A 20,672-nucleotide genomic window follows, 5' to 3' on the forward strand; every position below is an offset into this window, starting at 1 on the left:
TATGAGAACGCAACTGATGTATGTGTGCGGGGCTGGCTTGATGATCGCCCAGGGAGCCCATGCCTATGACTTGCCGGTGGTCAACCTCGGGCTGACCAGCTTCATGGACGGTGGTCTGCCGGCGGGGCCGGGGTGGTATCTGCAGGAGTACTTCCAGAACTACAGTGCCAATCGCCTGCGGGACAAGGATGGTAAGAGCCTGGGGCTGCCTGAAGAGAACCTGGACTACCAGGTGGCCGTGACGCAACTCAGCTACCTGTCCAATGTGCGCTGGGGCAACGCCAGTCTGGGTTTGAACGCCGTACTACCCGTGGTTACCCGCATGAAGGTCGACGACGGGCTGGATAACGCAGCGTTAAGAGGCCAGACCGGCGTGGGCGATCTGTTGATCGGCCCCTTCATTCAGTTCGATCCGGTCATGGGCCCCGACGGGCCGCGCTTCGTGCACCGCATTGAATTGCAGGTCAACTTGCCGACCGGAGATTACGACGACAAGCATGCCATCAACCCCGGTAATAACGCGTGGTCGTTCGATCCTTACTGGGCGGCAACCTACTGGTTCACGCCGAAGTGGACGGCCTCTGTCCGCGCCCACTACCTGTACAACGGCAAGAATAACGACCCGGCGCAGTCGTTAGGCGATGTCAGCGATATTCAGGCGGGGCAGGCGCTGCATGCCAACTTCGCTACGGACTATGCCGTCACTGACCACTTTCGATTAGGCATCAACGGTTACTGGCTCAAGCAGATCACTGACACCCGGATCGATGGTCACGATGTCTCGGGGCGCAGGGAGAAAGTCTGGGCCATCGGACCGGGCGGGATGTACAGCTTTTCGGCGAATGACCATTTATTTGTGAACGCCTATCTCGAGCAGGACGTGGAAAACCGCCCTGACGGCAGTCGGGTACAGGTCCGCTACGTGCACCACTTCTGATCTTCGAAAAAGGAACCCGATGATGAGCACTGCAAGAACCTCAAGCCAATGGCAACACTTCATTGAAGGCTGTCTGGATTTCCGTCCCGTCGAAGGTGTGTATCGCATCGCTCGGGAAATGTTCACCGAACCTGAACTGTTTGATCTGGAGATGGAGCTGATCTTCGAGAAGAACTGGATCTACGCCTGTCACGAAAGCGAGATTGCCAACAAGCATGACTTCATGACCCTGCGCGCCGGGCGCCAGCCGATGATAATCACCCGTGACGGCGAGGGCAGGCTCAATGCCCTGATCAATGCCTGCCAGCACCGCGGTACTACCCTGACCCGCGTCGGTAAGGGCAACCAGTCGACCTTCACCTGTCCTTTCCATGCCTGGTGCTACAAAAGTGACGGCCGGCTGGTGAAGGTCAAGGCGCCTGGCGAATACTCGGAGGGTTTCGACAAGGCCGCCCGCGGCCTGAAAAAAGCCCGTATCGAGAGCTACAAGGGTTTTGTCTTCATCAGCCTCAATGTGCAGGCCACCGATAGCCTCGCGGATTACCTGGGTGACGCCAGATTGTTCTTCGACATGATGGTGGCGCAGTCACCCACCGGCGAGCTTGAAGTGCTGCCGGGCAAGTCCGCCTATACCTACGACGGCAATTGGAAGCTGCAGAACGAGAACGGCCTGGACGGATATCACGTCAGTACCGTGCACTACAACTACGTGGCAACCGTGCAACACCGCCAGCAAGTCAATGCCGAGAAGGGCGCAGCCGCCAGCATCACTCTGGACTACAGCAAGCTCGGTGCCGGTGATGCCGAAACCGATGACGGCTGGTTTTCATTCCACAACGGCCACAGTCTGCTATTCAGCGAAATGCCCAACCCGGCCGTGCGCCCCGGTTACGCCAGTATCATGCCGCGGTTGATCGAGGAGTACGGGCAAAGCCAGGCCGAATGGATGATGCATCGCCTGCGCAACCTGAACATCTACCCGAGCATGTTCTTCCTCGATCAGATCAGCTCGCAGTTGCGGATTATCCGGCCGTTGGCCTGGAACAAGACCGAGATCAACAGTTTCTGTCTGGGGGTTAAAGGTGAATCGGACGCCGACCGGGAGAACCGGATTCGTCAGTTCGAGGATTTCTTCAACGTCTCAGGGTTGGGAACGCCGGATGATCTGGTGGAGTTTCGCGAGGCCCAGCGCGGTTTTCAGGCACGTCTGGAACGCTGGAGCGACATTTCGCGAGGCCATGACAAATGGATCGAAGGCCCCACGTCAAACAGCGAAGCCATAGGTATCTCCCCTGTGCTTACGGGCACCGAGTTCACCCATGAGGGGCTTTACGTCAATCAGCACGGCAACTGGCAACGCTTTCTGCTTGAGGGGCTGGCGCGCAAGACGGCCGAAGAAAATGCCCTGAAGCTGCGTGAGGTTTGATTATGGATGCCCAACTGCAATACCGCGTCGAGCAGTTCCTGTACGCCATTGCACAAGCGTGCGATGCCCAGGACTGGGATCGATATCTGGATTTTTTCAGCGAAGACAGCGAGTTTCACTTGCCACAGTGGGATTCGGAGCACATCTACACCCTCGATCCGAAAAAGGCCATGTCGCTTATCTATTACGCCAACCGGGGCGGTCTGGAGGATCGTGTCTATCGCCTGCGCACCGGCAAGGCCGCCTCAACCATCCCCATGCCGCGCACGCTGCACCTGATCAGCAACGTGCGCATCGCGCCTGCGGGAGAGGGCGATGAACTGGAGGTGCAGGTCAACTGGCATACGTTGTACTACCGCCTGCAGGTCGCCGAGCAGTTCTTCGGGCGCGCCAGTTATCGCCTGTGCCCGCAAGGGGATAGCTGGAAAGTCAGGCGCAAACACGTGGTCCTTCTCAACGACACCATCAATTCGGTGCTCGACTTCTATCACCTCTGATGTTGCGGGTAGCGTATGACTTACAAGGTCGCTTTCAGTTTTGCTGACGGCAAGACACTGTTCTGCAACGTGCAGAACAACGAGCTGTTGCTGGATGCCGCGTTGCGCAGCGGTATCACGCTGCCGATGGATTGCCGCGAGGGCGTGTGCGCTACCTGTCAGGGTCGATGCGACTCGGGGCAATACACACAAGACTATGTGGACGATGAGGCGTTGTCGGCAAACGATCTGGCCCAGCGCAAAATGCTCAGTTGTCAGACTCGCGTGAAATCCGACGCGGCGTTCTACTTCGATTTTGATTCCAGCCTGTGTAACAGCACCGGCCCGACCCAGCATCAAGGCAAAGTCAGCCGGCTCGATCGGGTCTCTGACAGTACCGCCATCCTTCACCTGATGCTCGAGGGTCTGGAGGGCGGGCTGGATTACTTGCCGGGTCAATACGCGCGGTTGCGGGTTCCCGGTACGGATCTGAGCCGTTCGTATTCATTCGCCAATGCACCGGGAGGAAATACCCTCGAATTTCTGGTTCGACTGCTACCTGACGGGGTGATGAGCAATTATCTGCGCGAGCGGTGCCAGGTCGGTGATGTCATCCCTTTCGAGGCTCCCCTGGGGACATTTTACCTGCGCCATGTCGACCGGCCATTGACCCTGGTGGCAGGCGGGACGGGGTTGTCGGCGTTTCTCGGCATGCTGGAGCAGATGGCTGCCAGGGGCGGCTGTGGACAGCCCGTGCACCTCTATTACGGCGTGCGCAACGCGCAGGACTTGTGCGAACTGAAACGCCTTGATGCCCTCAGTCAGCAGATACCGGAGTTCAGATTCATCCCGGTGGTCAGTGATGAACAGGCAGCCTGGGCCGGAAAGCGCGGGTATATCGTCGACCACATGGATGCGCGAGCATTGGCCCAGGCCCCGGCGGACATCTACGTCTGCGGGCCGCCGCCGATGGTGGAGTCGATCAAGGACTGGCTGCAGGGGCAGGCACTGAGCTCGGTACGGCTGCACTTCGAAAAATTTGCCGACAGCAGTGTTAGCCTTATTTGAGCTTGATCAGGCGATTTTCGCCGGGGGGTAGTTTGATTCTTGTATCCCAAAGTTCGGTATTTCTCTCAGGACACAAGTGGGGAGACAGGGATACGACGCATAGGGCAGGCAGGGGTAGATCGTCAGGCACAAAAAAACCGGCTCAGTGGCCGGTTTTCCTGTGCTGCGAGTCCTGTAAGAGACTTGCAGATACTGCTAGATGGTGCCCCGAGGGAGACTCGAACTCCCACTTCTTGCGAAAACGGATTTTGAATCCGCCGCGTCTACCAATTCCGCCATCAGGGCTCAATGGCGGCGAAGTATAGAGATGAGGTTTAGGTCGGTCAACAACTTATTGGTCTATTTTTACTAAGTCCGTTAAACTTCCCGGCCCTGCTAGACGAAACCTATCATGCGCGTTGCTGACTTCACTTTCGAGCTCCCCGATTCACTCATCGCACGCCATCCTTTGGCGGAGCGCCGTAACAGTCGCCTGCTGACCCTGGATGGGGAGAGCGGGGCACTGGCACATCGTCAATTCACTGATTTGCTTGAGCATTTACGCCCGGGCGATCTGATGGTGTTTAACAATACCCGGGTGATTCCGGCTCGCTTGTTCGGCCAAAAGGCGTCGGGCGGCAAGCTGGAAATTCTGGTTGAGCGGGTGCTCGACAGTCATCGGGTGCTGGCGCATGTGCGCTCCAGCAAGTCACCTAAACCCGGGTCGAAAATCCTGATTGATGGCGGTGGCGAAGCCCAGATGCTGGCGCGCCACGATGCGTTGTTCGAGCTGGGCTTTGCCGAGGAGGTTTTGCCTCTGCTGGACCGCGTCGGGCATATGCCGTTGCCGCCTTATATCGACCGTCCGGATGAAGGTTCGGACCGTGAGCGCTATCAGACGGTGTACGCCGAGCGCCTCGGCGCTGTTGCTGCGCCGACGGCAGGGCTGCACTTTGATGAGCCGCTGATGCAGGCCATTGCCGCCAAGGGTGTCGAGACGACATTTGTGACCCTGCATGTCGGCGCCGGTACATTCCAGCCGGTGCGGGTCGAGCGTCTTGAAGATCACCATATGCACACTGAATGGCTGGAAGTCGGCCAGGATGTGGTCGATGCCGTGGCGGCGTGCCGTGCACGGGGCGGGCGGGTGATTGCGGTGGGTACTACCAGCGTCCGTTCGCTGGAGAGTGCAGCCCGCGATGGCGTGCTCAAGCCGTTCAGTGGCGATACCGACATCTTTATCTTCCCGGGCCGGCCGTTCCATGTGGTCGATGCCCTGGTGACTAATTTCCATTTGCCTGAATCCACGCTGCTGATGCTGGTTTCGGCGTTCGCCGGTTATCCCGAAACCATGGCGGCCTATAAGGCTGCGGTTGAGCATGGGTACCGCTTCTTTAGTTACGGTGATGCAATGTTCATCACCCGCAATCCTGCGCCGACGGCTCCTGCCCCGGCCCCTGAGGATCAAGCATGAGCAACTGTCGTATGTCTTTCGAGCTGCTTGCCACTGATGGCAAGGCTCGTCGCGGTCGTCTGACCTTTCCCCGCGGTGTGGTCGAGACCCCGGCCTTCATGCCGGTCGGTACCTACGGCACGGTCAAGGGGATGCTGCCGCGCGATATCGTCGATACCGGCGCGCAGATGATTCTGGGTAACACCTTTCACCTGTGGTTGCGTCCTGGCACTGAAGTGATCAAGAAGCACGGCGACCTGCACGACTTCATGAAGTGGCAAGGTCCGATCCTGACTGACTCGGGTGGTTTCCAGGTGTTCAGCCTGGGGGCCATGCGCAAGATCAAGGAAGAGGGCGTGACCTTTGCTTCGCCGGTTGATGGCGCCAAGGTGTTCATGGGCCCTGAAGAGTCGATGCAGGTCCAGCGCGATCTGGGCTCCGATGTGGTGATGATTTTTGACGAGTGCACGCCGTACCCGGCAGACGAAGACGTGGCGCGTGTCTCCATGGAGCTGTCGTTGCGCTGGGCCCAGCGTTCCAAGAATGCCCATGGTGACAACACGGCGGCCTTGTTCGGTATCGTTCAGGGCGGCATGCACCAGAACCTGCGCGAGCGTTCGCTCGAAGGTCTGAACAAGATTGGTTTTGATGGTCTGGCCATCGGCGGCTTGTCGGTAGGCGAGCCCAAGCACGAAATGATCAAGGTGCTGGATTACCTGCCAGCGATGATGCCTGCTGACAAACCTCGTTACCTTATGGGAGTTGGCAAGCCGGAAGATCTGGTTGAGGGTGTGCGCCGCGGTGTGGACATGTTCGATTGCGTGATGCCAACCCGCAATGCCCGCAACGGGCATCTGTTTATTGATACCGGTGTAATCAAGATCCGCAACGCGTTCCATCGCCATGATGATTCGCCGCTGGATCCGACCTGTGACTGCTATACCTGCCAGAACTTCTCCCGCGCTTATCTGCATCATCTGGACAAGTGCGGCGAAATGCTGGGAAGCATGCTCAATACCATCCACAATTTACGGCACTATCAGGTGCTCATGGCTGGTTTGCGCGAGTCTATTCAACAGGGTACATTGGCCACCTTTGTCGACGCCTTCTATGCCAAGCGCGGGCTGCCTGTGCCGCCTTTGGACTGAGTTTCGGACCTTTAAGAAACAACATTGCAACTGGAGTGCTTAATGAGCTTTTTCATCTCTTCCGCTTTCGCGGACGCTGCTGCACCTGCCGCTGCTGGCCCTATGGGTGGCGGTTTTGAATGGATTTTCCTGGTCGGCTTCCTGGTCATCTTCTATCTGATGATCTGGCGTCCACAGGCCAAGCGCGCCAAAGAGCAGAAAGCCCTGTTGGGTAACCTGCAAAAAGGTGACGAGATCGTAACTACCGGTGGCATCGCCGGCAAAATCGTCAAAGTTTCCGATGCGTTTGTTGTGATTGAAGTGTCGGACACTGTTGAACTGAAAATTCAGAAAGGCTCTGTTGCAGCCACGTTGCCTAAAGGCACGCTGAAAGCGATCTAAAGTTTCAACTTTTAACAATCGACGGGGCGCGCAAGGCGCCCCGCGTTTTAAGCGGGCGGCGTGATTGATGCTGAACAAATACCCTCTGTGGAAATACATACTGATCCTGGCTGTGCTGGCGATCGGTTTTATTTATTCCGCTCCCAATCTGTACCCTGATGACCCGGCAATCCAGATTTCGGGTGCAAGCACGGCTTTGCAGGTCACTCAAGCTGATCTGGATCGTGCAAGCAAGGCACTGACGGATGCAGGCATTGAAGTGAAGGGCGCTACTTTGGCCCAAAACGGCAAAGGTGGTTTGCTGCGTCTGGTCAAGAAAGACGACCAGTTGCCAGCCAAGGATGTCGTACGCAAGGCTTTGGGTGACGACTATGTCGTAGCTCTGAACCTGGCACAGACCACGCCGCAATGGTTGCGTAGTCTGGGTGCTCACCCCATGAAGCTGGGTCTGGACTTGTCCGGTGGTGTGCATTTCCTGTTGGAAGTGGACATGGATAAAGCCGTCGACGCACGTATGAAAGTGTACGAAGGCGATGTCAAAAGCCTGCTGCGTAAAGAGAAAGTGCGTTATCGCAGCCTGCCGCAACTCAATGGCGCCATTCAGTTGGGTTTCACTGATGAAGCTGTCCGTGAGCAAGCGCGTAGCCTGATCCGCAAGAACTTCAATGACTTTGACGTAACCACAGCCGATCTCAATGGTCAGCCGGTTCTGCGTCTGGCGATGACCCCGGCCAAGCTGGCGGAAATCCGTGAATATTCCATCAAGCAAAACCTGACAACGGTCCGTAACCGGGTCAACGAGTTGGGTGTTGCCGAGCCTTTGGTTCAGCGTCAGGGTGCCAATCGCATCGTGGTTGAACTGCCGGGCGTGCAAGACACCGCCGAAGCCAAGCGTATCCTGGGCAAGACGGCCAACCTTGAGTTCCGTCTGGCAGCAGAGCCGGGCGCTTCCAAAGCCACTTCTGAGACGTTTGAATTCCGCGAGGGCAATCGTCCTGCCGCGCAAATCGAGCGCGGTCTGATCATCACCGGTGACCAGGTGACAGACGCTCAGGCAGGCTTTGACGAGCACGGTCGTCCACAGGTGAACATCAAGCTTGATGGTCACGGTGGCGAGTTGATGAGCCGTTCGACTCGCAGCAACGTGGGCCGCAGCATGGCGGTAATCTTCATCGAGCAGCGCCCGGTGACGACTTACACCAAGCAAGTGGTCGACGGTGTCGAGAAGGACGTGCCGACCCAGACGTTCAAGGAAGACAAGAAGATCATCAGTTTGGCGACCATTCAGTCGCCGCTGGGCAGCCAGTTCCGGATTACCGGTCTGAATGGCCAGGGTGAGGCTTCCGAGCTTGCCTTGCTGTTGCGTGCCGGTGGTCTGGCAGCGCCAATGTACTTCGCTGAAGAGCGCACTATTGGCCCGAGCCTGGGTGCTGACAACATCACCAAGGGTATTGATGCTTCGCTGTGGGGCATGCTGTTCGTGTCGATCTTCATCATCGCCATCTACCGTTTCTTCGGTGTGATTGCGACGGTGGCGCTGGCGGGCAACATGGTCTTGCTGCTGGCCTTGATGTCGGTACTGGGTGCAACGCTGACCCTGCCGGGCATTGCCGGTATCGTCTTGACGATGGGTATGGCGGTCGATGCCAACGTGCTGATCTTCTCGCGGATCCGTGAAGAAATTGCCAATGGCATGACGGTGCAGCGAGCGATCAATGAAGGCTTCAGTCGCGCATTCACGGCGATTGTCGACTCCAACCTGACAACTCTGCTGGTCGGCGGGATTCTTTTTGCCATGGGCACCGGGCCGGTTAAAGGCTTTGCGGTAACCATGTCCCTCGGGATCTTTACCTCGATGTTCACGGCCATTATGGTGACCCGCGCTATGGTCAACCTTGTGTATGGCGGTCGGGACTTCAAGAAGTTGTGGATTTAAGGGGCTGCCATGTTACGTACAATCAACTTCATGGGCGTTCGCAACGTTGCGTTCGGCGTCACTGTAGTACTCACCGTGCTGGCTTTGTTCAGCATGTTCCACAAGGGCATGAACTACGGCCTGGACTTCACTGGCGGTACGCTCATCGAGCTGACCTACGAGAAGCCGGCAGACCTGACCAAGGTGCGTACCGAGCTTGCTTCGGCAGGTTTCCATGATGCTGTGGTACAGAGCTTTGGTGCTACCACCGACCTGCTGGTGCGTATGCCCGGTGATGATCCGCTGCTGGGCAACAAGGTAGCGGCGGCATTGGGGCAGGCCGATACGGCTAACCCTGCGGTCATCAAGCGCGTTGAATTCGTGGGCCCGCAAGTAGGTGAAGAGCTGCGCGATCAGGGCGGCCTCGGCATGCTGATGGCGCTGGGCGGCATCATGCTTTACCTGGCTTTCCGCTTTCAGTGGAAGTTCGCGGTGGGCGCGATCGTGTCCCTGGTTCACGACGTGATCGTGACCATGGGTGTGCTGTCGTTCTTCCAGATCACCTTCGACCTGACGGTGCTCGCGGCGGTGCTGGCCATCATTGGTTATTCGCTCAACGACACCATCGTGGTATTCGACCGGGTGCGGGAGAACTTCCGGGTGCTGCGCAAGGCCAGCCTGATCGAGAACATCAACATCTCGACCACGCAAACCCTGTTGCGCACCATGGCAACTTCGATCTCCACCCTATTGGCGATCGCGGCACTGCTGATCTTCGGTGGCGATAACCTGTGGGGCTTCTCGATCGCACTGTTCGTGGGTGTATTGGCGGGTACTTACTCGTCGATCTACATCGCGAACGTGGTGTTGATCTGGCTGAACCTGAGTGCGGAGGATTTGATTCCTCCTGTTGTGACTGACAAGGAGATCGATGACCGTCCATAACGGTTAATCATCTTCGGGTTGCAATCTAAAAAGGCGCGAGTATTGAACTCGCGCCTTTTTTTGTGCTCCAAGGCTGGGATTAGCGTGGGATTTTTCCCATCTGTGATGGTTTGGAGGTTCAAGTGAACAAGTCTTTGCTGGTAGGTGCTGTTTTAGGTGCGGTGGCTGTGACCGCCGGGGGCGCTTTTGCCACCTACACCCTGGTTAAAGGCCCTGAGTCTGCGCAGGTACTGGCTGTTCAGCCGGTCACGCAACAGATCAAGACACCGCGTGAAGTGTGCAAGGATGTGACTGTGACGCGTCAGGCGCCGGTCAAGGATCAACATCAGATTGTCGGTAGCGTGCTTGGCGCGGTAGCCGGCGGTTTGCTGGGTAATCAGGTGGGTGGTGGTAACGGCAAGAAGATCGCCACGGTGGCCGGTGCGGTCGGTGGTGGCTATGCCGGTAACAAGGTTCAGGAAGGCATGCAGAACCGCGATACCTACACCACGACTCAAACGCGCTGCAACACGGTCAACGACATCAGTGACAAGGTTGTCGGTTACGACGTGCGTTACTCGCTGGATGGCAAGGAAGGCAAGGTGCGGATGGATCACGAGCCTGGCAGCGAAATTGCCGTCGACAAGCAGGGTAAGTTGATCCTGAATTAATGCCGCTGCAGGAGCGAGCCTTTACATCGGGATATTCCAGATATCGAGTCTGCTGGTGAACAGCTCGCTCCTACAGGTATTCGCAAGGTTCGTGTTTGGAGTTTGGTCAAAGGTTTGTTAGGTCTTTGTCCTAATTGCAGTCAAAAAAAAAGCACCCCGAGGGGTGCTTTTTTTTTTGTGCGCGGGTTTCGCTTAGCGTTTCAGCGAGGCCGGCAGGTGTGGCTGGATAGCAGTCAGTACAGCTTTGAAGCACTTGGTGTTACCGGCAACGATGTGGCCTTTTTCAAGGAAATCGTGGCCGCCGGTGAAGTCGCTGACGAGACCGCCGGCTTCTTGAATCAGCAGGGCGCCTGCTGCCATGTCCCATTCGGACAGGCCCGACTCCCAGAATGCGTCATAACGGCCGGCTGCAACGTAAGCCAGATCCAGGCTGGCAGCACCGGCGCGGCGGATGCCGGCGGTCTGGCCAACCAGGCTGCGGAACATGCCCAGATAGTTATCCAGGTTGTCCATCTGGTTGTCGCGGAACGGGAAGCCGGTGCCCAGCAGGGCGCCTTCAAGGCTGGTGCGACCGCTGACACGCAGGCGGCGACCGTTGAGTTGGGCGCCACGGCCACGGCTGGCGGTGAATTCTTCCTGGCGAACCGGGTCGAGAACCACTGCGTGCTCGAGGCGACCGCGATATTTACAGGCGATGCTTACTGCGAAGTGTGGAACGCCGCGCAGGAAGTTGGTGGTGCCATCCAGCGGATCGATGATCCACAGGTAGTCTTCACCTTCACCGCTGCCTGGGTGCATGCCGGTTTCTTCACCGCGGATGCCGTGTGTCGGGTAGGCCTTGCGCAAGGCGTCGATGATTTTCTGTTCAGCAGCACGATCGACTTCAGAGACGTAATCCTTGGCGTCTTTTTCGTCGACCTTGATGGTATCCAGGCGCTCGATGGAGCGGAAAATCAATTCACTGGCGCTGCGGGCGGCGCGCAGCGCGATATTCAGCATGGGCTGCATGGACGTTTCACCTAGGTCGTTAAAGAAAGCCGAATATTCTATCAGAAAAGTTCGGTAGATGAAGGTTTGCATTAGCTTTCGTAGCTTATGGCGTTTCGCTTAGGTAAGATTTGCTCCCTTTTGTTGGCCTGTGAGCACTTCCTTTGCTGCCTAATATTCGTGTCGTTCTGGTTAATACCAGTCATCCCGGGAACATCGGTGGTGCTGCGCGTGCCATGAAAAACATGGGGTTGTCGCGGCTGGTTCTGGTGGAGCCCAGGTTGTTTCCGCACCATGAAGCTGATGCCCGGGCGTCGGGGGCGGGTGACATTCTTGAAAATGCGCAAGTCGTCGCCACCCTGGAAGATGCTCTGGTGGGCTGTAATCTGGTGCTTGGCACCAGTGCTCGAGATCGTCGTATTCCCTGGCCGCTACTGGATCCGCGCGAGTGCGGGCAAAAAGTGGTCGAAGAGGCCGCTCAGGGGGCTGAAATCGCTTTGGTGTTCGGTCGTGAAGATTCGGGCCTGACCAATGAAGAGCTGCAACGCTGCCATTTCCATGTGCATATTCCTTCGGATCCCGAATTCAGCTCTCTGAATCTCGGTGCGGCCGTGCAGGTGTTGAGCTACGAGATCCGCATGTCGTGGCTTGCTGCTCAGGGTCAACCGAGCAAAATCGAAAAAGAGGAAGTGGCTTCCACTAAGAGTGGTGAGCTGGCGACCATGGATGAGCTGGAGCGCTTCTACGAGCATCTGGAGCAGACGCTCGTAGCCATCGAATTTATGGATCCGGAAAAGCCGCGCCATCTTATGGCGCGCTTGCGTCGGCTGTATGGGCGTAGCTCGGTCAGTCGCGCAGAAATGAACATTTTGCGTGGCATTCTCACCGAAACTCAAAAAGCAGCTCGTGGCGAGTTGCTCAAGCGCAAGGATTAATGATGTTCGAGCGTCTGCGTGAAGATATCCAAAGTGTTTTTCATCGTGACCCTGCTGCGCGTAATGCTTTTGAAGTGTTGACCTGCTATCCGGGCATGCATGCCATCTGGATTCATCGCTTGTCCGCTTTGCTGTGGGGGGCTGGCTGGAAATGGCTGGCGCGCCTGGTATCGAACTTCGGGCGCTGGCTGACCGGGATCGAGATTCATCCAGGGGCAAAGGTCGGGCGTCGGTTTTTCATCGATCACGGTATGGGTATCGTCATTGGTGAGACGGCTGAAATCGGCGACGACGTGACCCTTTATCAGGGTGTGACGCTGGGCGGCACCAGCTGGAACAAGGGCAAGCGCCATCCGACTCTGGAGAACGGTGTGGTGGTGGGTGCGGGCGCCAAGGTTCTTGGGCCATTTACTGTCGGTGCCGGTGCCAAAGTCGGTTCCAATGCCGTAGTGACCAAGGCGGTGCCTGCCGGCGCGACGGTTGTCGGTATTCCGGGTCGTATCATCATCAAGGGTGGTGATGAGGCGGAAGCCAAGCGCAAGGCAATGGCCGAGAAGATTGGCTTTGATGCTTACGGTGTCGGTGAGGATATGCCTGATCCGGTGGCGCGGGCGATTGGGCAGCTGCTGGATCACCTGCAGGCGGTCGATGGCAAGCTTGATGGCATGTGCGGAGCGCTCAAGGATCTGGGTAGCACGTATTGCGCCAAGGACTTGCCGGAACTGCGCGAAGAAGACTTCGCCTGCGTCAAGGGCAAGGATGAAAGCAAAGCGGTCTAGGCCTTGCTTTAACCTTGTGGGAGCCGGCTTGCCGGCGATGCGTTTTAGCGCTGCGCTGAGCAATCGCTGGCAAGCCGGATGCTGAAGGCTTGTGCGTCAGGTCTTGATGCCTCGTGTGCCATTACGCCGCATACCCTGCTACAATGCGCGCGCTCTTTTGCGGGTAATCCCGACTAAAGTACTAGGTCTAATACTTGACTTAAATAGTCGGGAATAGCATACTCGCCTCCATTCCGAATTCCGTGGTACCTGTCCATGAGACTGACTACAAAAGGCCGTTACGCCGTTACTGCAATGCTTGATTTGGCGTTGCATGCACAGCACGGGCCGGTGTCCCTGGCTGATATTTCCGAGCGCCAGGGCATCTCCCTATCCTACCTTGAGCAACTGTTTGCAAAGTTGCGCCGCAGCAGCCTGGTTTCCAGTGTGCGTGGCCCGGGTGGCGGCTATCAGCTGTCGCGTGACATGCAGGGTATTCAGGTAGCCCAGGTTATCGATGCAGTGAACGAGTCTGTCGATGCCACGCGTTGCCAGGGGCTTGGCGACTGCCATGCCGGCGACACGTGCCTCACCCATCACCTGTGGTGCGACCTGAGCCTGCAAATCCACGATTTTCTCAGCGGTATCAGCTTGGCTGATCTTGTCACTCGCCGTGAGGTACAAGAAGTAGCCCAGCGTCAGGATCAGCGCCGCTGTAATGGCAAGGCGCCGCACCTGGATAAGATCGAAGCGTCCGCCGTCGAGTGATTGCATAAAAACGACGGTGCGCCAGCCAGCCTGATTTAGGAGATAGTCCATGAAATTGCCAATTTACCTCGATTATTCAGCCACTACCCCGGTTGATCCGCGTGTTGCTCAAAAAATGAGCGACTGCCTGCTGGTTGACGGCAACTTCGGTAACCCGGCGTCGCGTTCTCACGTATTTGGCTGGAAGGCTGAAGAAGCGGTTGAGAATGGCCGTCGTCAGGTTGCTGATCTGGTTAACGCCGACCCGCGTGAAATTGTCTGGACCTCCGGCGCGACCGAGGCCAACAACCTGGCGATCAAGGGTGCTGCGCATTTCTATGCCACCAAAGGCAAGCACCTGATCACCGACAAGATTGAACACAAGGCCGTCCTCGACACCATGCGTCAGCTGGAGCGTGAAGGCTTTGAAGTGACGTATATCGAGCCGGGTACCGACGGTCTGGTGACGCCAGCCATGGTTGAAGCGGCCATGCGTGATGACACCATTCTGGTTTCGATCATGCACGTGAACAACGAAATCGGCACCATCAACGACATCGCTGCCATTGGTGAGCTGACTCGCTCGCGCGGCGTGTTGTTCCATGTCGATGCGGCCCAGTCCACTGGCAAGGTTGAAATCGACCTGGCCAAACTGAAAGTCGACCTGATGTCCTTCTCGGCTCACAAGACTTACGGCCCTAAAGGTATCGGCGCACTGTATGTAAGCCGCAAGCCACGCGTACGCATCGAAGCCACCATGCACGGCGGCGGTCACGAGCGCGGCATGCGTTCGGGCACCCTGGCTACCCACCAGATCGTGGGCATGGGCGAAGCGTTCCAGATCGCCAAAGAAGAAATGGCAGCCGAGAACATCCGCATCAAAGCCCTGAGCGACCGTTTCTTCAAGCAGGTTGAACACCTTGAAGAGCTGTACGTCAACGGCAGCATGACCGCCCGCGTTCCGCACAACCTGAACCTGAGCTTCAACTATGTTGAAGGCGAGTCGCTGATCATGGCGCTCAAGGATCTGGCAGTGTCGTCCGGTTCGGCCTGTACTTCTGCTTCCCTTGAGCCGTCCTACGTATTGCGCGCCCTGGGCCGCAATGACGAACTGGCACACAGCTCGATCCGCTTTACCTTCGGTCGTTTTACCACTGAAGAAGAAATCGATTATGCCGCGCAGAAGGTCTGCGAGGCTGTTACCAAGCTGCGCGCCTTGTCGCCGCTGTGGGACATGTACAAAGACGGCATCGACATTTCGAAAATCGAATGGGCGGCGCACTAACAATTTAAGTCGCCACAGGCAGGCGCCGTAAACGCAGCGAACAGCAGCTTTTACAGCGCCTCAAGAGTGACTCTCTGATGAGTGAGGATTAGTACCATGGCTTACAGCGAAAAGGTCATTGACCACTACGAGAACCCGCGCAACGTCGGCAAGATGGACGCGGAAGACCCGGATGTCGGCACCGGCATGGTTGGCGCACCGGCGTGCGGCGACGTGATGCGTTTGCAGATCAAGGTCAACGAGCAGGGCATCATTGAAGATGCCAAGTTCAAGACCTATGGTTGCGGTTCGGCAATCGCTTCCAGCTCCCTGGCTACCGAGTGGATGAAGGGCAAGACTCTGGATGAAGCAGAGACCATCAAAAACACTCAGCTGGCTGAAGAGTTGGCCTTGCCACCGGTAAAAATTCACTGCTCGGTACTCGCAGAAGACGCCATCAAGGCGGCTGTTCGCGATTACAAGCAGAAGAAAGGTTTGATCTGATCCGTTTGCTCGCTGCGAGCAGTGGCGTGAGCAGGGTGATGATACTGGCGATTCGTAAGGAGTCCTGATGGCTATCAGCATGACAGAAGCGGCGGCCCGGCATATTCGTCGTTCCCTTGACGGGCGCGGCAAAGGTGAGGGGATTCGTCTGGGTGTTCGCACCACGGGCTGTTCCGGTCTCGCCTATGTGATGGAGTTCGTTGATGAGGTCGGCAGTGAGGACCAGGTCTTTGAGAGTCATGGCGAAAAAGTGATCATTGATCCTAAAAGCCTGACCTATCTCGACGGTACCGAACTCGATTTCACCAAGGAAGGGTTGAACGAAGGCTTCAAGTTCAACAATCCCAACGTGCGCGGTGAATGTGGCTGCGGCGAAAGCTTCAACATCTGAGGCTACTCGTGGGCACTCCTTGTCATTTCGCATTATTTGAACTGCAGCCCGGCTTCACGCTGGATCTAGAGCAGTTGGCCACGCGCTACCGTGAGTTGGCGCGTGGTGTGCACCCGGATCGATTTGCTGATGCTTCCGAGCGTGAGCAACGACTGGCGCTGGAGCAATCCGCCAGCCTCAATGAGGCCTACCAGACGCTCAAAAGCCCACCCAAGCGCGCGCGTTACCTGCTTGCGATGAATGGGCGTGAGATGCCGCTGGAAGTGACGGTGCATGATCCCGAGTTTCTGATGCAGCAGATGCAATGGCGCGAAGAGCTTGAAGACTTGCAAGACAGCGCCGATATGGCAGGTATTGCTGCATTCAAGCGTCGGCTCAAAGTCGCTCAGGATCAGTTGAACGACAGCTTCGCTGCTTGCTGGAATGATGCAGCGCAGCGCGAACAGGCCGAGCGCCTGATGCGCCGCATGCAGTTCCTCGACAAGCTCACTTACGAAGTGCGCCAGTTAGAAGAGCGCCTCGACGATTAACCCAGTGCCGCCACGGTTGCACGCCTGATATACAGATAAGTCCTGATTACGATGGCCCTACTGCAGATCGCCGAACCCGGCCAAAGTCCTCAACCGCACCAGCGACGTCTGGCTGTGGGGATCGACTTGGGCACTACCAATTCGCTGGTCGCTGCATTGCGCAGCGGTCTTTCCGAGCCGCTGGCCGATGCTGACGGCAAGGTCATCCTGCCGTCTGCGGTGCGTTATCACGCAGATCGCATCGAGGTGGGCGAATCTGCCCGTCTGGCGGCCTCAAGCGATCCTTTCAATACCGTACTGTCGGTCAAGCGCTTGATGGGTCGTGGTCTGTCCGACGTCAAGCAATTGGGCGAGCAGCTGCCTTACCGCTTTGTTGGCGGTGAGTCGCATATGCCGTTCATTGACACCGTTCAGGGCCCCAAAAGCCCGGTAGAAGTGTCAGCCGACATTTTGAAAGTGTTGCGCGAGCGTGCTGAAAAAACCTTGGGCGGCGAACTGGTGGGGGCGGTGATTACCGTGCCGGCTTATTTCGATGACGCTCAGCGCCAGGCGACCAAGGATGCGGCGCGGCTTGCCGGGCTCAATGTATTGCGCCTGCTCAACGAGCCGACTGCCGCCGCTGTGGCTTACGGTCTTGATCAGCACGCTGAAGGCGTGGTTGCCATCTATGACCTGGGTGGCGGTACCTTCGATATCTCGATCCTGCGTTTGACCGGCGGCGTGTTTGAAGTCCTGGCGACCGGCGGCGACAGCGCGCTGGGTGGCGATGACTTTGACCATGCCATTGCCAGCTGGATTGTCGAGCAGGCAGGTTTGTCCGCAGATCTTGATCCGGGCACTCAGCGCCAATTGTTGCAAATTGCCTGTGCTGCCAAAGAGGGGCTGACCGATGCCTCATCCGTGTCTGTTGCTTATGGCGACTGGCAGGCAGAGCTGACCCGTGAAGCTTTCGATGCTCTTATCGAACCGATGATTGCCCGCAGTCTGAAGGCTTGTCGTCGGGCGGTACGTGACTCCAACATTGAGCTTGATGAAGTTCAGGCGGTGGTGATGGTCGGTGGTTCGACTCGCGTGCCGCGTGTGCGTGAAGCCGTTGCCGAGATGTTTGGCCGTCAGCCATTGACCGATATCGACCCCGATCAGGTGGTTGCCATTGGCGCTGCGATTCAGGCCGATACCCTGGCCGGTAATAAGCGTGATGGTGGCGAGTTGTTGTTGCTGGACGTGATTCCGTTGTCGCTCGGTCTTGAGACCATGGGCGGCCTGATGGAGAAAGTCATTCCGCGCAACACCACGATTCCTGTGGCTCGCGCGCAAGACTTCACCACTTACAAAGACGGCCAGACGGCCATGATGATTCATGTGCTGCAGGGTGAGCGCGAGCTGATCAGCGATTGCCGCTCCCTGGCGCGTTTTGAATTGCGCGGTATTCCGCCGATGGTGGCCGGTGCTGCCAAAATCCGCGTCACCTTCCAGGTCGATGCCGATGGCTTGCTCAATGTCACGGCCCGCGAGTTGGGGTCGGGCGTGGAGGCAACGATTCAGGTCAAGCCGTCTTACGGTCTGACCGATGGCGAAATCGCCAAAATGCTCAAGGATTCATTCCAGTACGCCAGTGACGACAAGGTCGCACGGGTGTTGCGTGAGCAGCAGGTCGATGCTCAGCGTCTGATCGAGGCGGTACAGGCGGCGCTGGATGTTGATGGCGATCGTTTGCTGGACGCCGAAGAGCGGATGGTCATCGAGCTGCAAATGCAGGAACTGGCCCAATTGTTGAAAGGCACCGATGGTTATGCCATCGAGCAGCAGACCAAGCGTCTGTCGCAAGTGACCGATGCCTTCGCAGCCCGACGCATGGACTTGACGGTTAAAGCCGCCCTGTCGGGACGCAACCTGAATGAAATCGAGGAATAACTGATGCCGCAGATCATTTTTCTGCCACACGCCGAGCATTGCCCGGACGGTATGGTTGTTGAGGCTGAGACCGGCAAAACCATTCTCGAAGTGGCCCACGACAATCACATCGAAATCGAAAGCGCGTGCGGCGGTGTTTGTGCCTGTACCACTTGTCATTGTGTGATTCGTGAGGGCTTCAACTCCCTCAATGAGGCTGACGAGCTGGAAGAAGACTACCTCGACAGGGCCTGGGGGCTGGAGCCTACCTCGCGTCTGAGCTGTCAGGCCCGGGTCGGCACTGAAGACATCACAGTCGAAATTCCGAAGTACTCGCTCAACCACGCCGCTGAAGCGCCGCACTGATAAGGAATTGTCATGAGCCTTAAATGGGTTGATGTGCAGGAAATCGCTATCCAGCTGGCCGAAGCTCACCCGGATGTCGATCCGTTGACGGTGAATTTCGTCAAGCTGCGCAACTTGGTCATGGCGTTGCCTGACTTCGACGACATCCCTGATCGTGGTGGAGAGAAGGTCCTAGAAGCCATTCAGGGCTTGTGGATCGAAGAAGCTGACTAAAATTGCAACGCACGTAATTATGAAATACCCAAGAACCCGCGTATAATTCGCGGGTTTAATTTTTCGCTTAAATCACTGTTTCTGGAGTTACACCATGGCTGTTCAACGCACTTTCTCCATCATCAAGCCTGACGCTGTTGCAAAAAACGTTATCGGCGAGATCACCACCCGTTTTGAAAAAGCCGGCCTGAAGGTTGTAGCTTCCAAACTGAAGCAACTGTCCAAAGCTGAAGCTGAAGGCTTCTACGCTGAGCACAGCGCTCGTGGCTTCTTCGGCGATCTGGTTGCTTTCATGATCTCCGGCCCGGTTGTTGTTCAGGTTCTGGAAGGCGAAAACGCTATCGCTCTGAACCGCGAGCTGATGGGCGCTACCAACCCTAAAGAAGCAGCTGCCGGCACTATCCGTGCTGACTTCGCTGAATCCATCGACGCCAACGCTGTTCACGGTTCGGATTCTGAAGCAGCAGCTGCTCGCGAAATCTCCTACTTTTTCGCAGCTACTGAAGTAACCACTCGATAAGCATCGGCTTGTGAGTGAGGGTGAAGACATGATTGCAACGACTGGCAAAACAAACCTGCTGGGCCTGACTCAGCCCCAAATGGAGAAATTCTTCGACTCAATCGGGGAGAAGCGTTTCCGTGCCGGTCAGGTCATGAAGTGGATTCACCACTTTGGCGTCGATGATTTCGACGCCATGACTAACGTCAGCAAGGCCTTGCGCGACAAGCTCAAGGCTATTGCTGAGGTTCGTGGACCTGAAGTCGTCAGCGAGGACATCTCCACCGATGGCACCCGTAAATGGGTGGTTCGTGTCGAGTCCGGCAGCTGCGTCGAAACAGTTTATATACCCCAGGGCAAGCGCGGCACATTGTGCGTTTCGTCCCAGGCTGGCTGTGCCCTGGACTGCAGTTTCTGCTCCACCGGCAAGCAAGGTTTCAATAGCAATCTCACCGCCGCTGAAGTAATCGGCCAGGTGTGGATTGCCAATAAATCCTTTGGTAGCGTCCCGGCAACTGCCGACCGTGCCATCACCAACGTGGTGATGATGGGCATGGGTGAGCCGCTGCTGAACTTTGACAACGTGATTGCCGCCATGCATCTGATGATGGATGACCTGGGCTACGGTATTTCCAAGCGCCGGGTGACACTGTCCACCTCAGGCGTAGTGCCGATGATCGATGAGCTGGCCAAGCACATCGACGTATCCCTGGCGTTGTCGCTGCATGCACCCAACGATGCATTGCGCAGCCAGTTGGTGCCGATCAACAAAAAGTACCCGCTCAAAATGCTGCTCGAGTCCTGCCGTCGCTACATGGCGACCTTGGGCGAAAAGCGTGTCTTGACCGTTGAGTACACCATGCTCAAAGACATCAATGACCACGTCGAGCATGCCGTGGAAATGATCGAATTGCTCAAGGACACGCCTTGTAAGATCAACCTGATCCCGTTTAACCCGTTCCCGCATTCGGGCTATGAGCGTCCAAGCAATAACGCCATTCGCCGTTTCCAGGATCTGCTGCATCAAGCCGGTTATAACGTGACAGTGCGTACCACTCGCGGTGAAGACATCGACGCGGCGTGCGGGCAACTGGTCGGTCAGGTCAATGACCGCACCCGCCGTAGCGAACGCTGGGTTGCCGGGCATGAGCAGAGCGCTGAAGGCGATGTAGCGCCAAACGCTTCGCCGGCTCCCTGAGAGAGGACA

Annotated in this window: 23 protein-coding genes and 1 tRNA gene; 22 read left to right on the forward strand and 2 right to left on the reverse strand. The window is 57.0% G+C overall.

Features of this window, described 5'->3' with window-relative positions; all coding sequences use genetic code 11:
* Window position 1 precedes the first annotated feature (1 nt).
* The 4 genes from ACP7BO_RS02295 to antC are packed head-to-tail and all read left to right on the forward strand — an operon-like array spanning window position 2 to window position 3,907.
* Window positions 2–937, forward strand: coding sequence for a SphA family protein (locus ACP7BO_RS02295; RefSeq protein WP_426208426.1), 936 nt, complete (start codon window positions 2–4; stop codon window positions 935–937).
* Window positions 938–959: 22 nt separating this feature from the next.
* Window positions 960–2,363: an anthranilate 1,2-dioxygenase large subunit gene (gene antA / locus ACP7BO_RS02300; protein ID WP_426208428.1), complete on the forward strand. Its 1,404-nt coding sequence runs from the start codon at window positions 960–962 to the stop codon at window positions 2,361–2,363.
* Window positions 2,364–2,365: 2 nt separating this feature from the next.
* Window positions 2,366–2,860 carry an anthranilate 1,2-dioxygenase small subunit gene (antB, locus tag ACP7BO_RS02305; RefSeq protein WP_426208430.1) on the forward strand — a complete coding sequence of 165 codons (495 nt, stop codon included), beginning with the start codon at window positions 2,366–2,368 and terminating at the stop codon, window positions 2,858–2,860.
* A gap of 15 nt (window positions 2,861–2,875) precedes the next feature.
* Window positions 2,876–3,907, forward strand: coding sequence for an anthranilate 1,2-dioxygenase electron transfer component AntC (gene antC, locus ACP7BO_RS02310; protein ID WP_426208432.1), 1,032 nt, complete (start codon window positions 2,876–2,878; stop codon window positions 3,905–3,907).
* 200 nt (window positions 3,908–4,107) lie between these two features.
* On the opposite strand, the gene ACP7BO_RS02315 is transcribed toward antC, so the two are convergent.
* Window positions 4,108–4,192 (reverse strand) — tRNA-Leu (locus ACP7BO_RS02315).
* 106 nt (window positions 4,193–4,298) lie between these two features.
* On the opposite strand from ACP7BO_RS02315, the gene queA reads away from it, so the two are divergent.
* The 6 genes from queA (at window position 4,299) to ACP7BO_RS02345 (ending at window position 10,378) form a co-directional block, all read left to right on the forward strand.
* A complete protein-coding gene (gene queA, locus ACP7BO_RS02320; RefSeq protein WP_060690817.1) occupies window positions 4,299–5,360 on the forward strand; it encodes a tRNA preQ1(34) S-adenosylmethionine ribosyltransferase-isomerase QueA in 1,062 nt (353 codons plus the stop codon).
* An 11-nt stretch (window positions 5,361–5,371) separates the two neighbouring features.
* Window positions 5,372–6,487 carry a tRNA guanosine(34) transglycosylase Tgt gene (gene tgt, locus ACP7BO_RS02325; RefSeq protein WP_060696840.1) on the forward strand — a complete coding sequence of 372 codons (1,116 nt, stop codon included), beginning with the start codon at window positions 5,372–5,374 and terminating at the stop codon, window positions 6,485–6,487.
* Window positions 6,488–6,529: 42 nt separating this feature from the next.
* Window positions 6,530–6,868, forward strand: coding sequence for a preprotein translocase subunit YajC (yajC, locus tag ACP7BO_RS02330; RefSeq protein ID WP_003443398.1), 339 nt, complete (start codon window positions 6,530–6,532; stop codon window positions 6,866–6,868).
* A 67-nt stretch (window positions 6,869–6,935) separates the two neighbouring features.
* The gene (secD, locus tag ACP7BO_RS02335; RefSeq protein ID WP_060690818.1) at window positions 6,936–8,804 is read left to right on the forward strand and encodes a protein translocase subunit SecD; all 1,869 of its coding nucleotides are present in this window, start codon (window positions 6,936–6,938) and stop codon (window positions 8,802–8,804) included.
* Between the two features lie 9 nt (window positions 8,805–8,813).
* On the forward strand, window positions 8,814–9,728 hold the full coding sequence (gene secF / locus ACP7BO_RS02340; RefSeq protein ID WP_060690819.1) for a protein translocase subunit SecF: 915 nt from the start codon (window positions 8,814–8,816) through the stop codon (window positions 9,726–9,728).
* A gap of 122 nt (window positions 9,729–9,850) precedes the next feature.
* Window positions 9,851–10,378 (forward strand): glycine zipper 2TM domain-containing protein, encoded by a 528-nt coding sequence (locus ACP7BO_RS02345; protein WP_060690820.1) that lies wholly within the window; start codon window positions 9,851–9,853, stop codon window positions 10,376–10,378.
* Window positions 10,379–10,570: 192 nt separating this feature from the next.
* Here ACP7BO_RS02345 and suhB read toward each other — a convergent pair whose 3' ends face one another.
* Entirely contained in the window at window positions 10,571–11,386 is an 816-nt protein-coding gene (suhB, locus tag ACP7BO_RS02350; protein ID WP_060690821.1) for an inositol-phosphate phosphatase, read from the reverse strand.
* Window positions 11,387–11,529: 143 nt separating this feature from the next.
* Here suhB and trmJ point away from each other — a divergent pair, with 143 nt between their 5' ends.
* The 12 genes from trmJ to rlmN all read left to right on the forward strand — a co-directional run bounded on the left by trmJ (window position 11,530) and on the right by rlmN (window position 20,663).
* Window positions 11,530–12,300, forward strand: a complete 771-nt coding sequence (gene trmJ / locus ACP7BO_RS02355; RefSeq protein WP_397455825.1) for a tRNA (cytosine(32)/uridine(32)-2'-O)-methyltransferase TrmJ — start codon at window positions 11,530–11,532, stop codon at window positions 12,298–12,300.
* Window positions 12,301–12,302: 2 nt separating this feature from the next.
* Complete coding sequence (gene cysE / locus ACP7BO_RS02360; RefSeq protein ID WP_397455826.1) at window positions 12,303–13,079, forward strand: serine O-acetyltransferase; 777 nt, start codon at window positions 12,303–12,305, stop codon at window positions 13,077–13,079.
* A gap of 255 nt (window positions 13,080–13,334) precedes the next feature.
* Window positions 13,335–13,826 carry a Fe-S cluster assembly transcriptional regulator IscR gene (gene iscR, locus ACP7BO_RS02365; protein ID WP_003443378.1) on the forward strand — a complete coding sequence of 164 codons (492 nt, stop codon included), beginning with the start codon at window positions 13,335–13,337 and terminating at the stop codon, window positions 13,824–13,826.
* Between the two features lie 49 nt (window positions 13,827–13,875).
* Window positions 13,876–15,090 carry an IscS subfamily cysteine desulfurase gene (locus ACP7BO_RS02370; protein ID WP_060690824.1) on the forward strand — a complete coding sequence of 405 codons (1,215 nt, stop codon included), beginning with the start codon at window positions 13,876–13,878 and terminating at the stop codon, window positions 15,088–15,090.
* A 96-nt stretch (window positions 15,091–15,186) separates the two neighbouring features.
* Window positions 15,187–15,573 carry a Fe-S cluster assembly scaffold IscU gene (iscU, locus tag ACP7BO_RS02375; protein WP_003443374.1) on the forward strand — a complete coding sequence of 129 codons (387 nt, stop codon included), beginning with the start codon at window positions 15,187–15,189 and terminating at the stop codon, window positions 15,571–15,573.
* A 67-nt stretch (window positions 15,574–15,640) separates the two neighbouring features.
* Complete coding sequence (gene iscA, locus ACP7BO_RS02380) at window positions 15,641–15,964, forward strand: iron-sulfur cluster assembly protein IscA (RefSeq protein ID WP_003443371.1); 324 nt, start codon at window positions 15,641–15,643, stop codon at window positions 15,962–15,964.
* An 8-nt stretch (window positions 15,965–15,972) separates the two neighbouring features.
* Entirely contained in the window at window positions 15,973–16,494 is a 522-nt protein-coding gene (hscB, locus tag ACP7BO_RS02385; protein ID WP_060690825.1) for a co-chaperone HscB, read from the forward strand.
* A gap of 51 nt (window positions 16,495–16,545) precedes the next feature.
* The gene (hscA, locus tag ACP7BO_RS02390) at window positions 16,546–18,408 is read left to right on the forward strand and encodes a Fe-S protein assembly chaperone HscA (protein ID WP_003443367.1); all 1,863 of its coding nucleotides are present in this window, start codon (window positions 16,546–16,548) and stop codon (window positions 18,406–18,408) included.
* A 3-nt stretch (window positions 18,409–18,411) separates the two neighbouring features.
* On the forward strand, window positions 18,412–18,753 hold the full coding sequence (gene fdx / locus ACP7BO_RS02395) for an ISC system 2Fe-2S type ferredoxin (RefSeq protein WP_397455827.1): 342 nt from the start codon (window positions 18,412–18,414) through the stop codon (window positions 18,751–18,753).
* Window positions 18,754–18,765: 12 nt separating this feature from the next.
* Window positions 18,766–18,966, forward strand: coding sequence for a Fe-S cluster assembly protein IscX (gene iscX, locus ACP7BO_RS02400; RefSeq protein ID WP_048385877.1), 201 nt, complete (start codon window positions 18,766–18,768; stop codon window positions 18,964–18,966).
* A 94-nt stretch (window positions 18,967–19,060) separates the two neighbouring features.
* Window positions 19,061–19,486 carry a nucleoside-diphosphate kinase gene (ndk, locus tag ACP7BO_RS02405; protein WP_003443361.1) on the forward strand — a complete coding sequence of 142 codons (426 nt, stop codon included), beginning with the start codon at window positions 19,061–19,063 and terminating at the stop codon, window positions 19,484–19,486.
* Between the two features lie 28 nt (window positions 19,487–19,514).
* Window positions 19,515–20,663 (forward strand): 23S rRNA (adenine(2503)-C(2))-methyltransferase RlmN, encoded by a 1,149-nt coding sequence (rlmN, locus tag ACP7BO_RS02410; RefSeq protein ID WP_060690828.1) that lies wholly within the window; start codon window positions 19,515–19,517, stop codon window positions 20,661–20,663.
* The last annotated feature ends 9 nt before the right edge of the window (window positions 20,664–20,672 follow it).

It is taken from the genome of Pseudomonas sp. TWR2-1-1, from assembly GCF_049897045.1.
Classification (GTDB): domain Bacteria; phylum Pseudomonadota; class Gammaproteobacteria; order Pseudomonadales; family Pseudomonadaceae; genus Aquipseudomonas; species Aquipseudomonas versuta.